This is a genomic window from Paenibacillus sp. VMFN-D1 (assembly GCF_003386155.1).
In the GTDB taxonomy this organism is placed as follows: Bacteria; Bacillota; Bacilli; order Paenibacillales; family Paenibacillaceae; genus Paenibacillus_AQ; species Paenibacillus_AQ favisporus.
The window spans coordinates 301,335-317,917 of sequence record NZ_QRDU01000001.1 but is presented as its reverse complement, the minus strand read 5'-3'; the positions used below and the strand labels follow the sequence as shown (position 1 = coordinate 317,917).

At 51.9% G+C, this 16,583-nt stretch carries 16 protein-coding genes; 2 read left to right on the top strand and 14 right to left on the bottom strand.

What is annotated here, in order from left to right; genetic code table 11:
- Nucleotides 1-18 precede the first annotated feature (18 nt).
- The 13 genes from C7820_RS01455 to C7820_RS01395 form a co-directional block, all read right to left on the bottom strand.
- Nucleotides 19-435 (bottom strand): hypothetical protein, encoded by a 417-nt coding sequence (locus C7820_RS01455; protein WP_181908917.1) that lies wholly within the window; start codon nucleotides 433-435, stop codon nucleotides 19-21.
- Between the two features lie 86 nt (nucleotides 436-521).
- Entirely contained in the window at nucleotides 522-1,472 is a 951-nt protein-coding gene (gene rsmH, locus C7820_RS01450; protein ID WP_105444520.1) for a 16S rRNA (cytosine(1402)-N(4))-methyltransferase RsmH, read from the bottom strand.
- 20 nt (nucleotides 1,473-1,492) lie between these two features.
- Nucleotides 1,493-1,930 (bottom strand): division/cell wall cluster transcriptional repressor MraZ, encoded by a 438-nt coding sequence (gene mraZ, locus C7820_RS01445; protein WP_076169844.1) that lies wholly within the window; start codon nucleotides 1,928-1,930, stop codon nucleotides 1,493-1,495.
- 215 nt (nucleotides 1,931-2,145) lie between these two features.
- Entirely contained in the window at nucleotides 2,146-3,417 is a 1,272-nt protein-coding gene (locus C7820_RS01440; protein WP_116229533.1) for an adenosylhomocysteinase, read from the bottom strand.
- A gap of 27 nt (nucleotides 3,418-3,444) precedes the next feature.
- A complete protein-coding gene (gene bshC, locus C7820_RS01435; protein ID WP_116229532.1) occupies nucleotides 3,445-5,076 on the bottom strand; it encodes a bacillithiol biosynthesis cysteine-adding enzyme BshC in 1,632 nt (543 codons plus the stop codon).
- Nucleotides 5,077-5,219: 143 nt separating this feature from the next.
- Nucleotides 5,220-6,149, bottom strand: coding sequence for an ABC transporter ATP-binding protein (locus C7820_RS01430; RefSeq protein WP_116229531.1), 930 nt, complete (start codon nucleotides 6,147-6,149; stop codon nucleotides 5,220-5,222).
- Nucleotides 6,146-7,141: an ABC transporter ATP-binding protein gene (locus C7820_RS01425; RefSeq protein WP_076169840.1), complete on the bottom strand. Its 996-nt coding sequence runs from the start codon at nucleotides 7,139-7,141 to the stop codon at nucleotides 6,146-6,148. The genes C7820_RS01430 and C7820_RS01425 overlap by 4 nt, the downstream gene beginning before the upstream one ends.
- Nucleotides 7,142-7,155: 14 nt before the next feature.
- Nucleotides 7,156-8,103, bottom strand: coding sequence for an ABC transporter permease (locus C7820_RS01420; protein WP_116229530.1), 948 nt, complete (start codon nucleotides 8,101-8,103; stop codon nucleotides 7,156-7,158).
- Between the two features lie 2 nt (nucleotides 8,104-8,105).
- Nucleotides 8,106-9,038 carry an ABC transporter permease gene (locus C7820_RS01415; protein WP_076169838.1) on the bottom strand — a complete coding sequence of 311 codons (933 nt, stop codon included), beginning with the start codon at nucleotides 9,036-9,038 and terminating at the stop codon, nucleotides 8,106-8,108.
- 234 nt (nucleotides 9,039-9,272) lie between these two features.
- Complete coding sequence (locus C7820_RS01410; protein WP_116229529.1) at nucleotides 9,273-10,946, bottom strand: peptide ABC transporter substrate-binding protein; 1,674 nt, start codon at nucleotides 10,944-10,946, stop codon at nucleotides 9,273-9,275.
- 165 nt (nucleotides 10,947-11,111) lie between these two features.
- Nucleotides 11,112-11,504, bottom strand: coding sequence for a DUF3397 domain-containing protein (locus tag C7820_RS01405; RefSeq protein WP_116229528.1), 393 nt, complete (start codon nucleotides 11,502-11,504; stop codon nucleotides 11,112-11,114).
- 6 nt (nucleotides 11,505-11,510) lie between these two features.
- Nucleotides 11,511-12,479 (bottom strand): ketopantoate reductase family protein, encoded by a 969-nt coding sequence (locus C7820_RS01400; protein WP_116229527.1) that lies wholly within the window; start codon nucleotides 12,477-12,479, stop codon nucleotides 11,511-11,513.
- A gap of 150 nt (nucleotides 12,480-12,629) precedes the next feature.
- Nucleotides 12,630-13,280 carry an RsfA family transcriptional regulator gene (locus C7820_RS01395; RefSeq protein ID WP_076169834.1) on the bottom strand — a complete coding sequence of 217 codons (651 nt, stop codon included), beginning with the start codon at nucleotides 13,278-13,280 and terminating at the stop codon, nucleotides 12,630-12,632.
- A 328-nt stretch (nucleotides 13,281-13,608) separates the two neighbouring features.
- On the opposite strand from C7820_RS01395, the gene C7820_RS01390 reads away from it, so the two are divergent.
- A complete protein-coding gene (locus C7820_RS01390) occupies nucleotides 13,609-13,845 on the top strand; it encodes a DUF2626 domain-containing protein (RefSeq protein WP_076169833.1) in 237 nt (78 codons plus the stop codon).
- Between the two features lie 219 nt (nucleotides 13,846-14,064).
- Nucleotides 14,065-15,165, top strand: a complete 1,101-nt coding sequence (locus tag C7820_RS01385) for a coiled-coil domain-containing protein (RefSeq protein ID WP_258875091.1) — start codon at nucleotides 14,065-14,067, stop codon at nucleotides 15,163-15,165.
- 39 nt (nucleotides 15,166-15,204) lie between these two features.
- Here C7820_RS01385 and C7820_RS33745 read toward each other — a convergent pair whose 3' ends face one another.
- Complete coding sequence (locus tag C7820_RS33745) at nucleotides 15,205-16,425, bottom strand: extracellular solute-binding protein (protein ID WP_116229525.1); 1,221 nt, start codon at nucleotides 16,423-16,425, stop codon at nucleotides 15,205-15,207.
- Between the last annotated feature and the right edge of the window lie 158 nt (nucleotides 16,426-16,583).

Here is a 16,583-nt window from a genome sequence, read left to right as displayed (position 1 = left end):
GCTCAACCCTCACAAGCTCTATTTTTTTGCCGTTTCCGACCCTGTTCCGGCGTTATCCGTACTTGTCGTACTGGAACGCGGAACGGTAAGCGCCTCCTTGCCCGGCTCTTGGAAGCCAAGCTGGATTGCCTTCTCGCGGATTCCGACCTCAAGGCGCTGCTTCTCCGCCTTAAGCTCTTTAATAGTCACGTTCATGTTCTTAATGTTCTTGTCGACCTTCTGCCCTTGCTTGTTCAGGTCGTAAATGTTGGCGTTCTGCCAGATGATCAGGCTCGCCACCATGACGCATATTCCAACCGTCAGCAAATAGAGCAGCTTTTCCTTGATCGGCAGATATGTACGGTGAGTAACGACTTTCGTCTTCTCCCGGTACCCGGGAGACGTTCGTTCAGCGACCTTCTCCTTAACTGCCAGGTTACCACGCGTATAGGCCATGTCTGATTCCCCTTTGTCTTAGTCTCTACGCCCTGAACATGAATCCTTGCCTTCAAAAATATGAATCGTGTGTCAGATGCGTTAGGTTATATTTTCTCAGCAACTCTCAGCTTGGCTGAACGCGCTCGCGGGTTCTGTGCAAGTTCTTCTTCACCCGGCACGATCGGCTTGCGGTTGACCAGTTTCATTTCACCCTTCCCGCCGCACACGCACATCGGAAAGTCCGGCGGGCAGGTGCATTTGCCTACGTAGCTGTTCAAAATTTGCTTGCATATCCGGTCCTCCAGCGAATGGAACGTAATCACCGATACCCTTCCGCCGGGAGCAAGACAGCGCACCGCTTGATGCAGCGCTTCTTCAAAAGCGCCAAGCTCGTCGTTCACTGCGATCCGAAGGGCCTGGAAGCTTCGTTTGGCCGGATGGCCGCCTGTTCTCCGCGCTGCCGCCGGAATGCCTTCCTTAATAATATCGACCAACTCGCCCGTTGTTTGAATGGCTTTCTGCGCTCTGCGCTCGCTGATCACTCTGGCAATCCGTCTTGAGAACTTTTCTTCCCCGTATTGGAACAAAATCCGGGCAATTTCCTGCTCAGGCCATTCGTTTACAATTTCGGCAGCCGTCAAGGACGCCGACTGATCCATCCGCATATCGAGCGGCGCATCGTAATTGTAGCTGAATCCCCGGTCCCCTTCGTCAAACTGGGGAGATGACACGCCCAGATCGAACAAAATGCCGTCCACCTGCGGGATGCCGTCCTTGCTCGGAACAGCCAACTCCCGGAGGGTTTCCTCCAGATGCCGGAAATTCGTCTTGACCAGGGATACGCGGTCTGCGTACGGGGCCAGCCTTTCCTTTGCGTTATCGAGCGCCCAGTCATCCTGGTCCAACGCGATCAGCCTGCCGTATTCCCCCAGCTTGGACGCGATCAGGGAACTGTGCCCCGCACCCCCAAGCGTGCAATCGACATAAATGCCGTCTCTCTTCACGCGCAGCCCTTCTGTCGCTTCTTCTTTAAGCACCGTGATGTGATGAAACAAGCTGCAGCCCTCCAAACTCTCTACAAATCAAAATTCAAATCAACCAGCTTCTCAGCAATATCGTTAAACGTCTCTTCAGATTGCTGGAAGTACTCCTCCCAAGTATCCTTGCTCCAAATCTCCACCCGGTTCGATACGCCGAGCACCACGCATTCTTTCTCCAGCTTTGCGTATTGGCGGAGATTTCCCGGTAAATTTACCCTTCCCTGTTTATCCCATTCGCATTCCGTTGCACCCGAGAAAAAAAACCGGGTAAACGCACGCGCGTCGGATTTCATCAGGGACAGTGACTTCAGCTTTTGTTCCAAAATTTGCCATTCATTCATAGGATATACAAATAGGCATTGGTCCAAGCCCCGGGTGACCACAAAGGAGGAGCCAAGCAGCTCGCGGAATTTGGCAGGGATGGTGACGCGGCCTTTATCGTCTAAGCTGTGTTGATATTCCCCCATAAACACCGTTCACTCACCCCTTTAACCCCAAATCCCCACTTTGCACCACTTTCCACCACTTAAGGATACTAGATTCGCCGGATAAAATCAAAATCCTGCCTTATCCACATGTTTTTTTGTGGATAATTCCAGCCCCGCCCTGCGCGGAAAAACAGCAAAAACCCCCTGATTCGCGAAGAATCAAGGGGGTTTTCCACATGTGGATAACCACAATTTACCGATTATTCGTGGGTGGACCAGCTGTCCAAATACCGGATCTGCTCCTGGCTCAGCCGGTCGATCTGAATCCCCAGGCTTGCCAATTTATGGCGTGCGACCTGCTCGTCGATTTCGAGCGGCACGTTCAGCACCTGAGCACCCAGGTTTTGATAGTTGTCATTCACGTATTTCAGAGACATCGCCTGGAGGGCGAACGTCATATCCATAATTTCCGCCGGATGCCCGTCTCCCGCCCCAAGATTGACAAGGCGTCCTTCGGCCAGAAGGTAGATTTTGCGGCCGTCCGTCAGCTTGTATTCTTCGATGTTACGGCGCACGGTGCGTACCGACTCAGCTCGTGCCGCCAGTTCAGGTTTGTTGACTTCGACATCGAAGTGGCCGGCGTTCGACAGGATCGCCCCGTCCTTCATCACGTCGTAATGCTCACCGGTGATGACGTCCCGGTTGCCCGTCACGGTCACGAAGAAATCGCCGTGCTTCGCGGCTTCCAGCATCGGCATGACTTCAAAGCCGTCCATATGAGCTTCCACCGCACGGATTGCATTGACTTCCGTCACGATGACTTTGGCGCCAAGTCCCTTGGCCCGCATCGCTACGCCCTTGCCGCACCATCCGTAGCCTACAACGACAACGGTTTTGCCCGCTACGACCAGGTTTGTCGTACGGTTGATTGCATCGAACACCGATTGTCCCGTACCGTAGCGGTTATCGAATAAATACTTGCAGTAAGCGTCATTAACGGCCACCATCGGGAACTTCAGCAGCCCGTCTTTTTCCAAAGCCTTCAAGCGAATAATACCGGTCGTTGTCTCTTCCGCGCCCCCGCGGATCGTCTCCAGCAGGTCCGGCCGTTCCGAGTGAAGGATCGTCACCAGGTCTCCACCGTCATCGATAATGAGGTCGGGTTTGGTCTCCAGCGCCCGGATCAGAAATTCCTTGTACTCCACCGGATCCGGATTGTATTTGGCCAGCACGGTCACACCGTCTTCCACAAGCGCCGCACAGACGTCATCTTGTGTGGACAACGGGTTGCTGCCTGTGATCGTTACTTCCGCACCGCCGGCCTTTACCACTTTAGCCAGGTATGCCGTCTTGGCCTCCAAATGCAGCGAAATGGTGACCTTCAGCCCCTTAAACGGCTGCTCCGCTTCAAACTGCTTGCGGATTTCGTTTAACACCGGCATATGGGCCTCCACCCAATCGATTTTCAAATGGCCTTCCGGTGCCAGCGCCATATCCTTGACGACGCTGTTTTGCAGTGAAGATGAACTCATCTCATTGCCTCCCTATCCTCTATTTGATTAACATTCGATAATGCGGTGCTCCGCCGTAAAATGATCCGAGGTGCGGATCAAATCATGAATCCATTCGAGGCCGTAGCGGTTTAAATAGTAGAAAATATTAAACACCCGTTCCTGCGGCTTGCCCAGCGGAAACAGGGAAACGCCGATCCGGTCCCACTGCCGCAGCTCGGCTTCATGCTTCTTCTCCACCGCTTCGCGTGTTTTGCGTTCCAGATAAGATATTTGCTCCAAAATTTTGCCCTTGTTTTTCTCGCTGAGCGGGATCAAACCGGACTGAATCGTGCCCAGCTCGCGGATCAGCGGTTCGTACAGCTGCTCAAAGGCCCGGCGCGTCTCGGCGAATTTCGGCTCGATATGGAATTCCTCCTGGCTCGAAAGCCATTGCTGGCGGGCTTCTGCAAACCGGTGCTGAACATCCTGGAAGGTCACGCCGAACTTATCCATGTATTTCTGCAAGGCGCCTTCGATCAAGGTAAAGGACATCCGCGGCAGCAGGATCGGCATCCGGAGCCCAAGGATTTCGAAAGCCTGCTTCGTAATGGCCCAATAGGAAATTTCCCCTTGCCCAAGCACGGTACAAAGTACCGGGAACAGCGATTCCTGCATCATCGGGCGCGTCAGCACATTGTTGCTGAACCGCTCCGGATGAGTCCGAAGCTGCTCCAGCAGCTCACTCTGGCTTAAGCTGACGATCCCTTTGCGGTCGGTGAACTTGCCATCCTGTTTATACAGCAGCAGACGGTTTCCTTCATATATATAGAACAAATTGGCCCCGCCGGCCGCAACTTCCGCCTGAAGCGAGTAGCCTTTGCCGGTAATACACGCCGCCGCCTGCTGATAAGCCTGTTCCAGCCCGTCGTTGCGCTCGATCATTTTTTCAAACACCGGAACTTCCAGCTTGCGCAGCTCAGGATCCGCCGAATCGAGCAAAATCAAGCCGTACTCGCCAAACAACCGGCCCAGCAGCTTGGCGAAAGCGTCGCTGAGATTATCCGACTGCTCCGACGCCTCATGGATCCATTTCAAAATCTCCGGCTTGTTTTCACTGTCCGGAAGCCATCTGCCCAGCTGGTCGAAGGACTGCTTCCATTCGTTTGGACCGATCGGAATCGCACTCACCGACGAGCGGGGTCCCGGTTTCGCTTCCATCTTGATTTTGGCGACCTTCAGCTCCGGTGTCATGACGTACGTATGGTTTACTTCATCGAAGTCATGGTCCTCACCCGCGATCCAGAAGACGGGCACCACCGGCCGGTTGAATTTCTTGGCCGCTTCTTGCGCCGACTGGATAATGGTCATGGCTTTATAGATCACCAGCAGCGAACCGGTAAACAATCCGCTCTGCTGTCCCCCCACCACGGCCAGCGTTCCTTCCTTCGCCAGCAAATCCAGTGCATTATGTACCGCCTGATGGTCATTGTGCCGGCTGTTATACCGCCGTAAAACTTCTGCCAATTCGCCCCGGTTAACCCGGCCGGACTCCGATTGGTCAAGCCATTCCACACGTTTCAGCCAGCTTGCTTCATCACGAAAATCTTCGCCGTATAAAGGCTGTACTTCGCTAAAACGGTTTATATAATCATCTGCAAGAGCCGAACCGCTCTTGAGTGAGTCGGAAACCACATTCATGGGTATGCCTCCTATTCTGTGCCCAATCACTTCCGTGCTTACTTTATACTACCGCAATCTTTCTTGATTGTAACCAATGTTGTTGTATCCGTCAAAGCAAACAAAAAACCGCCGGGATCACCCGGCGGTAAAGCTGTCATAGCTTAGGCATATGGAGCAGCGACCCAATGGCCTTTGGAAACTTCCACAAGTCTCGTGTCTTCCTGATCCGCTGCATCTCCGCCTTTGGCGGAGTGAATCGGACCCGAATTTTCGTCATTCATCAAGATCCGCTTCTTGTTCTCCTCCACTTCGGGATCCGGGATCGGAATCGCCGAGAGGAGCGTTTTCGTATACGGGTGAATCGGATTGGCGTACAGTTCCTCACTGTCGGCCAGCTCTACCATTTTGCCCAGGTACATCACCGCTACGCGGTCACTGATATGCTTGACCATCGACAGGTCATGGGCAATGAACAGATAGGTCAGCCCAAGCCGGTCCTGCAAATCCTTCAGCAGGTTGACGACCTGTGCCTGAATAGACACGTCCAGCGCCGAGATCGGCTCGTCGCAAATAATGAACTTCGGATTGACGGCAAGCGCACGGGCAATCCCGATCCGCTGCCGCTGACCGCCGGAGAACTCATGTGGATAACGGGTGGCATGGTCCGGATTCAGACCGACCATATCCAGCAATTCCTCCACGCGCTTCTTCCGCTCTTTGCGGCTGCCGGCCAGGTTGTGGATATCCAGCGCTTCGCCGATAATGTCCGATACGGTAAACCGCGGGTTCAAGGAAGCATATGGATCCTGAAAAATCATCTGCATGTCGCGGCGCATCGCTTTCATCTTGGAAGGCGACAGCTTGTAAATATCCGTGCCGTTAAACTTGACGCTGCCGGCGGTCGGCTCGTACAAGCGGAGAATCGTACGGCCCGCGGTCGACTTGCCGCAGCCCGATTCGCCCACCATGCCGAGCGTTTCGCCTTCGCGGATGAAAAAGTTAATGTTGTCCACGGCTTTGACGATCTTGCCGCCGCCGACGTTAAAGTATTTCTTAAGGCCTTCAACTTCGATCAAATGGTTCTCTTTCATGACGATTGAACCTCCTTGGCCATCGGATGAAGATTCCAGCAGCGCGCCATTTGGGTGTCGCTGAATACCGTCGCTCCCGGATTGATCCGTTCGCATACTTTCATCGCTTCATCGCAGCGGGCGCAGAACGCGCAGCCGACCGGCGGTTTGATCAAGTCCGGTGGCGTACCGATAATCGGAATCAGCGGCTCGCCCTTCTTCTGGTCAAGACGCGGCATCGAACGCAGCAGGCCTTTCGTGTACGGGTGCTGCGGGTTTTTGAAAATCTCCCACTTCGTCCCCGTCTCTACCACTTCACCGGCGTACATGACGATAACGCGGTCACACATGCCGGCAACGACGCCGAGGTCATGCGTAATCAGGATAATGGAAGTTCCGAGCTTCTGCTGCATTTCCTTCATGACGTCCATGATTTGCGCCTGGATCGTCACGTCCAGCGCTGTCGTCGGTTCGTCGGCGATCAGGAGCGCCGGGCGGCACGCCAAGGCGATTGCAATCATGACGCGCTGGCGCATCCCGCCGGAGAATTCGTGCGGGTACTGGTTGAAGCGTTCTTCCGGGTTCTTGATGCCGACAAGTCTCAGCATTTCCAGACCGCGCTCTTTCGCTTCCGCGGAGGACAGCTTTTGGTGCTTGATCAGAACCTCGGTAATTTGCTTGCCGACCTTAATCGTCGGATTCAAGGAAGTCATCGGATCCTGGAAAATCATGCCGATGTCTTTCCCGCGGATCGCTTCCATTTCTTTATTCGTTTTCTTCAGAATATCTTCGCCCTGGAAAATAATCTGACCGCTCTTGATGTCAGAAGGAGGAGACGGGATCAAGCGCATGATCGTCTGCGCGGTCACACTCTTACCACTGCCGGACTCACCGACGATCGCCACCGTTTCTCCTCTGCCTATTTCAAAATTCATGCCGCGGACGGCTTTGACTTCGCCGCCTTTGACGTGAAAGGATACATGCAGGTCTTTTACTTGTAAAATCGGCTCCATGATCTCACCTCCTGTTATTTCAATTTCGGATCGAGCGCATCGCGGAGGCCATCACCGAAAATGTTAAATGCGAGCATTGTCAAACTGATCAGAATGGCCGGGAACAGCATCCGCCAAGGATAGTACATCCAGCCGGTCAATGCGTCGTTGACCATCGAACCGAGCGAAGCGATCGGTGCCCGGACACCCAGACCGAGGAAGCTAAGGAAGGCTTCCGAGAAAATCGCGTTCGGTACCGACAGCGTCAAGGTGACGATGATCGGACCAACCGCATTCGGCAGCAGGTGGCGGAACAGCAGCCGGCCGGAGCCTGCTCCCATGGAACGGGAAGCCAGAACGTATTCCCTGTTCTTCAGCTGCATAATTTCACCGCGGACGATCCACGACATGTTAATCCAGCCGGTAATGGTCAGCGCCAGGATAATCGTTCCGATACTCGGCTCAAAGACGACGAGCAGCAGAATCGTAACCAGCATATAAGGAATGGAATACAAAATTTCGGAAAACTTGTTCATGATGGCGTCGACGCGTCCACCAAAATACCCCATGATGCCGCCGTAAATGACACCGATCAAGAGGTCAATAAGTGCCGCAGCCAGGCCGACGATCAAGGAAATACGGGCGCCCATCCACGTCCGGACGAACATATCGCGGCCCAAGTCGTCGGTGCCGAACCAGTGCTCCTTGGAAGGAGGCTGATTCGTTGCCAGCAAATCGTTGGTCGCCGAATCGAACTTCGAAATGATCGGCCCGATAATCGCAGCCAGAATGATCAAGATGAGAACGACCAAGCTTGCCATGGCGAGTTTATTTTTACGCAGACGCTGCCACGCGTCTCTCCACGCCGAAATACTTTCCCGCTGAATAATTTCAGCCTCTTTCTCATCGGTACCGATTTTCCGGAAGTCTTCGGGCGTCAGCTCTACGTTGTTATTCATCAAGGTTGGATCCTGTACAGCCATCGTTAGCCCTCCTTCCCGCCGGTTAATTTAATGCGCGGATCAACCAGCACGTATACGATATCGGTGATGAAACGGGCCAGCATCAGCAGAACGCCGTAGAAAATCGTCACACCCATAATCATCGTGTAATCCCGGTTGGTAATACATTCGACGAACACTTTACCGATCCCGCCGATGCCGAAGATCTGCTCGATAACGACGGAACCCGTAATGACGTTGGCGGTCATCGGTCCGATATAAGTGACCACCGGCAAAATGCCGTTACGGATCACGTGCTTGAACATAATGGTCATCCAGTTGAGGCCTTTGGCCTTGGCTGTCTTGATGTAATCCGCATGCAGCACTTCGAGCATGCTCGAGCGCGTCAAGCGGGCGATAAAGGCAATCGGCTGCGCCGACAACGCGGCGACCGGCAGAACGTAGTCAAGCGGGCCGTCAAAGCCCATGACGTTGAACCAGCCCAGCTTCTGCGCAAACAGATACTGGATCAGCGATGCCAGCACGAAGCTCGGAACGGCGATGCCCAGCACCGCCAGCACCATGGCGATATTATCTATAAGCTTTCGGTGGTACAGCGCGGCGAGCATGCCGAGGAGCACACCGACAATTACGGAAATAACGATGGCGAAGATACCCAGTTTCAGGGATGCAGAGAAGGTCTGCAGAATAATGCCCCCTACCTCCTGGTTCTGATGCTTCATGGAAATCCCCAGGTCACCTGTTGCAATATCCCCCAAGTATTTGAAGTATTGCTGATATACCGGCTTGTCCAATCCATACTGTTCCATCAGCCGGGCTTGGATTTCAGGCGGTACATTTTTCTCGGACATAAAAGGGTTACCAGGAATGGCCTTCATCAGAAAAAATGTAGCCGATATCAAAATAAAGAGCGATACCAGCATATAGAAAAACTTGCTCAGTACGTAACGTACCATGTCCGATTTACCCTCCCCGCTAAACTTCATATAACATGGCACCAACCATCGTGGGCCATATTTCAATTTTAAAGAATGCCGAATCTATTTGTCCATGCTATATATTTCAAATTGAAGAAATCCTTGGTAAAGATATATACTAAGCAAAAAAAACGGGATATATATGGAAGCTCCACATATATATCCCGAACAGTATTTATCAAGCTAAGCTGCTTTTGTTAGACCATTCGAAATTTATTCGAAATAAGCTCTTGTAAAGTCTACTTGACCGGCATAGTCAATGACAACGCCTTTAAGATTCGGTTTGATCAACGCAACGTTTGTATAGTAGTAAATCGGCAGCACGACCTGCTGATCTTTAATGAGCATCGTTTCAGCCTTTTTAAAGTCTTCCATACGTTTTGCTGTGTCAGGTGTAGAGAATGCGTCTTTGATCAAAGCATCATACTCTTTGTTTTTGAAGCCGGAATCGTTGTTGCCGCTGGTCGAAGTCCACAGATCGAAGAAAGTCATCGGATCGTTGTAGTCCGGGCTCCAGCCGGCACGTGCGATTTGGTAGTTCAGGTTTTGACGGTTCTTGAGGAACACGCCCCACTCTTGGTTTTCGGTTTTCACTTCAACGCCAAGATTTTTCTTCCACATATCTGCAATGGCAAGCGCAATTTTCTTATGCTTGTCATCGGAGTTGTAGATCAAAGTGATCGGAGGAAGCGTCGTGTATCCTTCTTCCTGCATGCCTTCTGCAAGCAGCTTCTTGGCTTCTTCCATATTTTCGGTAAAGAAATCGTCCTTGAACTCGGTACGGTATTCGCCCTTGTCACCGGAAATGCCTGGCGGCACGAATCCGAACGCAGGGGTTTCTTCACTCATCGTTACTTTATCGACGATATCCTGACGGCTGATCGCCATCGAGAACGCCTTGCGGATTTTTACGTTGTCAAACGGTTTCGCTGTTGTGTTGAACACGTAGTAGTAAATGCTGCCGATCGGTTTCAAATCGAGCTCGTCCTTCAGCTCGTTCTTCACTGCAGGCATTTGGTCCGTAGGAATCGTTCCGTTCGGGTTACCTGCGTAGTCAAGCTGGCCAGCCTTGTAGCTGGACAGTTCCGTTGCGCTGCTGTTGGACAGCGACATCGTAACCTTGGTCAGCTTGATGTCTTTGTTATCCCAGTAGTTTGCGTTTTTGGTCACTTCGATCTTCTGACCGGTTGTCCAAGTTGTGAGCGTGAACGGTCCGTTCGTTACCATCAGCTTCGGATCGGTTGCCCATTTGGCGTTGTCTTTCACCGATTGATGCACCGGATAGAATGTATAGAACGAAGTCAGACCCAGGAAATAAGGAGTCGGATTGTTCAGTGTTACTTCCAGTGTGTTGTCATCTGTCGCTTTTACGCCAACTTGGTTAAAGTCGGTAATTTTCTTGCTGTTGTAGTCTTCTGCGCCTTTAATGTAATAAAGTTGATATGCATAAGGCGGTGCTGGGCTTGTAGCCGGATTCAAAACCCGCTCCCAAGCGAAGACGAAGTCTTTTGCCGTTACAGGGTCGCCGTTGCTCCACTTCGCGTCTTTACGCAGATGGAACACGTACTTCAGACCGTCGGAGGAAACATCCCACTTCTCGGCCACACCCGGAATCGGGTTGTTGTCCTTGTCCATACGCACAAGGCCTTCGTACATCATTTTAAGTACGGTGTTAGCTTGAGTGTCCTGGGCTTGCGCCGGGTCAAACGTTGGCGGCTCTGCGCTCAGGTTAATGTGAAGTACTTGTTCTTTAGCAGCCGACGAACTTCCCTTGTCGCCGCCGCTAGCCGTGCTGCCGCCATTGTCATTCTTGGAACCGCACCCAGCAAGTACAGTGCCAACAACGAGGATCAGCGTCAGAAGCATGAGCAGGCTTTTCCTTTTCATTAACTGTTCCCCCTAAAGGTAAATTAATTATGTGTATGGTTAGAAATTATACAACCAGTGGTCAAAAAAATCTACACAGAAAAACATGAAAATTTTACTTTCTTGTGACAAACGGCCAAAAACAAGGATTTTCCCTGTCTTTTTGATGATTAAAATTGTAAAATATTAGGCCCCAGTCTGTATTATGTACTTAAATATACCGATTAATGTAAAGATGATGTAGCTTGCACTCATAAGCATAAAGGACATTCTCCATACGACTTTGGCGATTTTCCTGGCATCAATTCTGCCCTTGAGCCGGTTCTGGGCCCCGCCGATCAACCCCACCGCGATGAGCATGAACAAGAGGATCAAATAAAAGCCGAACCTGGTATGGAACGTATTGTTGAACAGCGCCGCAACCGAAAAGATCAAAAACAATGTAGTGACGTCCATGGCCAGCAGCAGCGCGCGGTTTCTGCTGTTTTTCCGCCAGTAATATCCTCCTATATACACGAGCAAAAACGGGAAAAACGGAAGGATGCTCAAAAAAATAAATGAATTTCTCAAGAAATCCAAGATTCCTCACTCCTCCTCTGCGATTATTCCTTCGATGAGCCGGGTCACCAGCTCGTTGACAGGAGCCTGAACCCCTGCCTTCCGCGCCATGTCCGCGATGCTTCCATTAATCCAGCCGATTTCCGTCGGCGAACCGGCAAGCACATCCTTCAGCATGGACGAGGTGTTCCCGGAAGTCGCTCTGCACACATTCAATATTTGATCCCACATGTCTTCTTCATACCGAATTCCGCATGCGTCGTAAACGGCTAGCGTCTCTTCATACAATTTCTTCATCAGCTTCATCCTCGCCGGACTTCTGAGCAGCTCTCCGTTCGGAATCCTCCAAAGTGCGGTCAGCGGATTGATCACCGCATTGATCAGCAATTTACGAAACATCATGTTATCGATGTCATTCGACAATACCGGGTAAAATCCTGCTTGTTTTAGGGCCTGAACAAGATTTAACCACCGGCCGCCAATCTCCCTGGAGACATGCCCTATACCGCTCTCGCCGATCACCGTATCCCCTGATCCCGCATGAAACACTTCTGTATACGATGTTCTCTTTGCACCCTCAGTCGTCACCGCAGCCAGCATAGTCCATCCTGGCAATATCGCCTTCAGCCTGTCCATATGCCCGTAGCCGTTTTGAAAACAAACGACGACCGGCCGGCTGGATCCTTGCGGAAGCCTGACTTGTGATAAATAGCGGCATACCGTCTCCGTATCCTTTTGTTTGGTCATCACAAGCACATAATCTCCCGGCTTCGTCTCCCAAGCTTGTCCGAGCTGTTCGACCGTACCGGTTTGAAAATGCGCGGGGTCTACCTTTAATCCGCTCTCACCGTCTTTGGCAATATGGATGCCGGAATGGCGGAGCTCCTCCGCCTGTCCAGCGCTGCGGCTCCAGATCCGCACCCGGCTGCCGGACCCGGCCAATTTCCCCCCAAACAGCAGTCCGAGCGATCCCGCGCCCACAATATCGATCAGCATTAGCCTGCCCTCCGTGTCCAATGGTTACTTTCCGTGTCCCTATTATAGCGCATCCGGGATCACATAAGGCTTACACGCACGAAAAAACCCGTTCGGTCTGCGCAAACTTCACGCATCCGCACGGGATCTGTATTGCATCGTGTATAACTTTTACTCAATCCGCTCCAGATTGCCGTTGGCATCCATCTTGAACCGCGACTTCAGCTCCTCGTCCTCTTCGTTCAAAAAGGCAAGCCTCCGTGCCCGGTCCATAATTTGAATAAGCGCTTTGTAGTCGTCATTAACGACCCTGTAATCGGTTTGGACTTCACTGACTTCCCTGGAGAGCCGCTCGTTGACCCTTCTCAAATTGTTCAGCTCTTCTTCCTTTTCACGGAGCTCCTTCTCCAGCATTTTCAGCTGGCGTCCGTTTTCCTGGAGGCTCCCTTTCCACTGCTTCAAAAAGCGGATGACCGCATCGATGGAGAGTGTCTCTTCACTGGCTCCCTCCATTTTGTAATAACCCGCCTCAGCTTCGGACAGGCCTAAACCGGCCACCTGAATCCCCGAATTTGCCGGCTGCTTCTTATAGTAGCTCCGTTTCTGGCGCTGCGTCTTGGCCAGGCTGATTGCTTCCTCATACTTTTTACGGACACAGCTGTTCCATCGGAATCCGCAGGCTGCCGCCGTCCTTCCGATTTTTTCGCCTACTTCCTCAAAAGCGGCCAGCTGAGTGCTTCCTTCCCGGATATGCCTTAAGGTTACTTCCGCCAAAATAAGGTCATCCTCGCTGCTCCATGCATCTTGTCTAACTGCTGTCATGCAACAAAACCCTCCTAACAACATCCTAAAATAACCCGTCTCCATAACCGGATTGTTCACCGGGTACTGAATAAGGTATAACAGCTGCTTATTTTCATTTCTATGCTTCTCATAGAGTTCATAGAATCTATTTGATACTAAATTGTATTGCCAATTTGCAAAGCGCTCATACCCTCATATTGGAAATTTGCCGATGCATGGCGATGTATACTTTGTCTTCATGGGACCACAATAATAAAAACAACTTTTTCGTTTACACAATTTTGGGTTAACGATATAATGATACGTAGCTTAGCTATGACCGTACATAAGGAGAGGGGGATATAACGTGGCACGCATGTTTCGAGTACTCGGGTTCTTTACGCTCGCAATCGGGCTTATGGCATATGCCGGCAACATGGTCGAGATGGCTCTGTTGTTCTTCGTACAGACCGCATTTTTCGTCATCTTGGGGTATCTGAAATTTACGGAGAGAACTTACATTCTTCTCTTCTGGGGCTATATGATCGTGACGTTTACCGGTTTCAGCTATTGGACAGTATTCAAAATGGGCTTACCGCTTTAATCCGATCATTAGAGAACCCAAAGGAAAGCGATCCGACATCCAATGCCGGGTCGCTTTTTTCGCTTATGCCGGCTTTTATCGGGGGCACCTGCATAAATCTGAATCTGCCTGCAGGGGTTATTTGGCTTGCCAAATCTGACAGGCTCCAAGAGAGATGATATTTTTTACCGTTGAATCATATATTTACAATGGACAACCATGGGGGAGGGATCAAATCCATTGAAGCCTTACAATCGACGCCTGCGAATCCTCTGCCTGCTTCTGCCGATGCTCTGCCTGTCGCTGCTCCGCCCCGTACCTGAACTTCGGGCCGACCCGTCCGCCGGCGCCAGCACAGACGACCGGGAAATATTGCAAAACAGCCTGTCTGTTGTGGAAATCGACCGGGAGATTGAGCGGATCACCGCGCAGCAGGAGACGATCCAGCAGGAGCTGAACAAGCTGTCCGGGCAGCTGGAAGACAAGCTGCTTCAGATTCAGGATCAGCAGAGCCGCGCGGGAGCCGTCATTCGATCCTATTACATGGGGGAAAGGGAAGGCCTGCTCGTTGCCGTGCTGTCCGCCAAAGATCTGGGCAGCCTCATTCATATGTATGATGTCTACGATATGATTATGGAGCATGACCGCTCGGTTCTTGATGCGTATCAATCGGAGTACAAGGAGATTAAAAACACGAAGCTGGCCATGGAGAAAAAGACGGCCGAACTGGAAGAAATGAAGTCCAATCTCATTGAGCAGCGGGCACGGGTATCGGCCCTGCAGCAAAAGGTCGATCAGGGTATCGCCTCCAGCAGCGATCCGGAAGCGCTCAAGAAAATGATCGAGGAATTTACGCTGTATTGGGAAAATGTCGGGCTTAACGAGGTAAAAACCTATTTTAACGCGCTCGCCTCAGCCATGAACGACCTTCCGGAGTTTATCCAGAATCAGGACGGAGCGATCCGCACCAACGGAACGACCTATAATATCGACATCAAGGAGGACGATCTGAACGCTTTCCTCCGCTCCAAAAACGATCTGTTCAAGCAGTTTGCCTTCCACTTTGGCGAAGACGAGATTACGGCCTCCGGCCAAAGCGGCACGCTGTCCCTTGAAGTTCAGGGCCACTACAGCGTCGAGGAGCAGCCGCAGAACTCCATCATGTTCCATGTGGATAAGCTCGTATTTAACGGCTATGAACTGCCCGATACGACATGCCGCCAAATGGAGGAAGAGTTCGATTTGGGATTTTATCCGCAGCAAATCGTCTCCTTCGTAAAGGCGACCGAGGTGAAAAGTACAGATAAAAACCTCCATGTCACGCTTAAGCTGTCTATGTAACACCAAAAAGCCGGAGACGAACTGCCCGCGAGTATCGGATCAGCTTCCTCCGGCTTCCCCTCTTACAGCCTCAACGTAATCTGCGGCCGCAGATTTGCCTGTAATATAATCGCCTGATGCTTTGACAAACACATCCCATTTTGCCTGCAGCCTGCCTGTGTCCTTATCGGTACCCGCCGTCTGAAGCAGGGAGTTGAGATGGAACGGCAGTCCGGCCGGATTGAATACCGTATCGTCGTACAGGCTCTTCAGCGCCGGAAGTTTACCTGTAGCCTGGTACCATTGCTGCTGAACGACTGCCGAACTCATATACGCGATCCATTCGGCCGCTTCTTTGGCATGCATCGATCCCGCCGATACGGCGTAGCTTCGGCTGCGCAGGAGCGACGGATAGATGGCGTACAGCTGCTCGGGCATCCGCAGTTCCGTATTTGCCGTCTGAGACTCCGCCGCTTCCGAGACGGCGGAAATGGTTAGCGGAAGCTGGGCTCCGTCAGCGCCTTGCTCGGCCTGGTCGATTTGCATGAATGCGCGAGCCTTGTCGATCCATTCCAGGGATGCCTGGCTCGGGCTTAACGGATCGGTGCCCAGTGCTCCCAACAAAGCTGCAGCATCATAGCCGTCCCCGGACGAAATCTCCAGCAGCTGCTGATGTCCTCGGTTCTTCGCTTTGCTCAGCAGCTCCTTCCAACTGCTGATACCGCCTGGAATATCCGTCACTCCAAGCGAATTCAGTGCTTTCATATTCCATGCCAGCACATAAGGATCCATGTCGGCGGGCGTTCCCCACTGGTAGCCGTTCCATTCCACCTCTTGCAGCAGCGGGTTGATGGTATCACTATCCGCACGATTGCTTGTATAGAATTCGACTGGCAGCAGGTAGCCTCGGGAGGCCATCGGGCGGACCCACGAGCTGTTGATGAACATGACATCGGGTCCTTCCCCTACGGCCAAAGCGGACGTCAGCTGAAGGTAAGCATCGGCATCCGGGATGTTGTTCAATTCCACCGTGGCTCCGGTGTCGGTGACATATGTATGATTCAGCTCCTCGAGCTGCTTAAAATCCTCATCGCTCAGGTGCACGGTGACCCGGATGGGGGATTGGGACGTTCGCTCTTGTGTGGAAGGCTGCGGAAACAGAGACGCGTCATCTTCCTCTTCATGACCCGATGGGGTCTGCGACAAATCCTGCCCCTGGGATAAAGCGGTTAAAGAGAGCAGCAAAATGGCAAACAGAAGCCAGTAATTTTTCCGCCTCAAGTCTCTAGGCCTCCCCTCACAATACTTATACAATATTTTAGCAAATTCATAGGGCGCTTGTCCTATTTTTTTCTGGAAATGTTTAACGGACTCGCAAGAAATAAACCGATGCCCCATACGATGAGGTTAATTACAAAACTACGCCTATGAATGTCCTT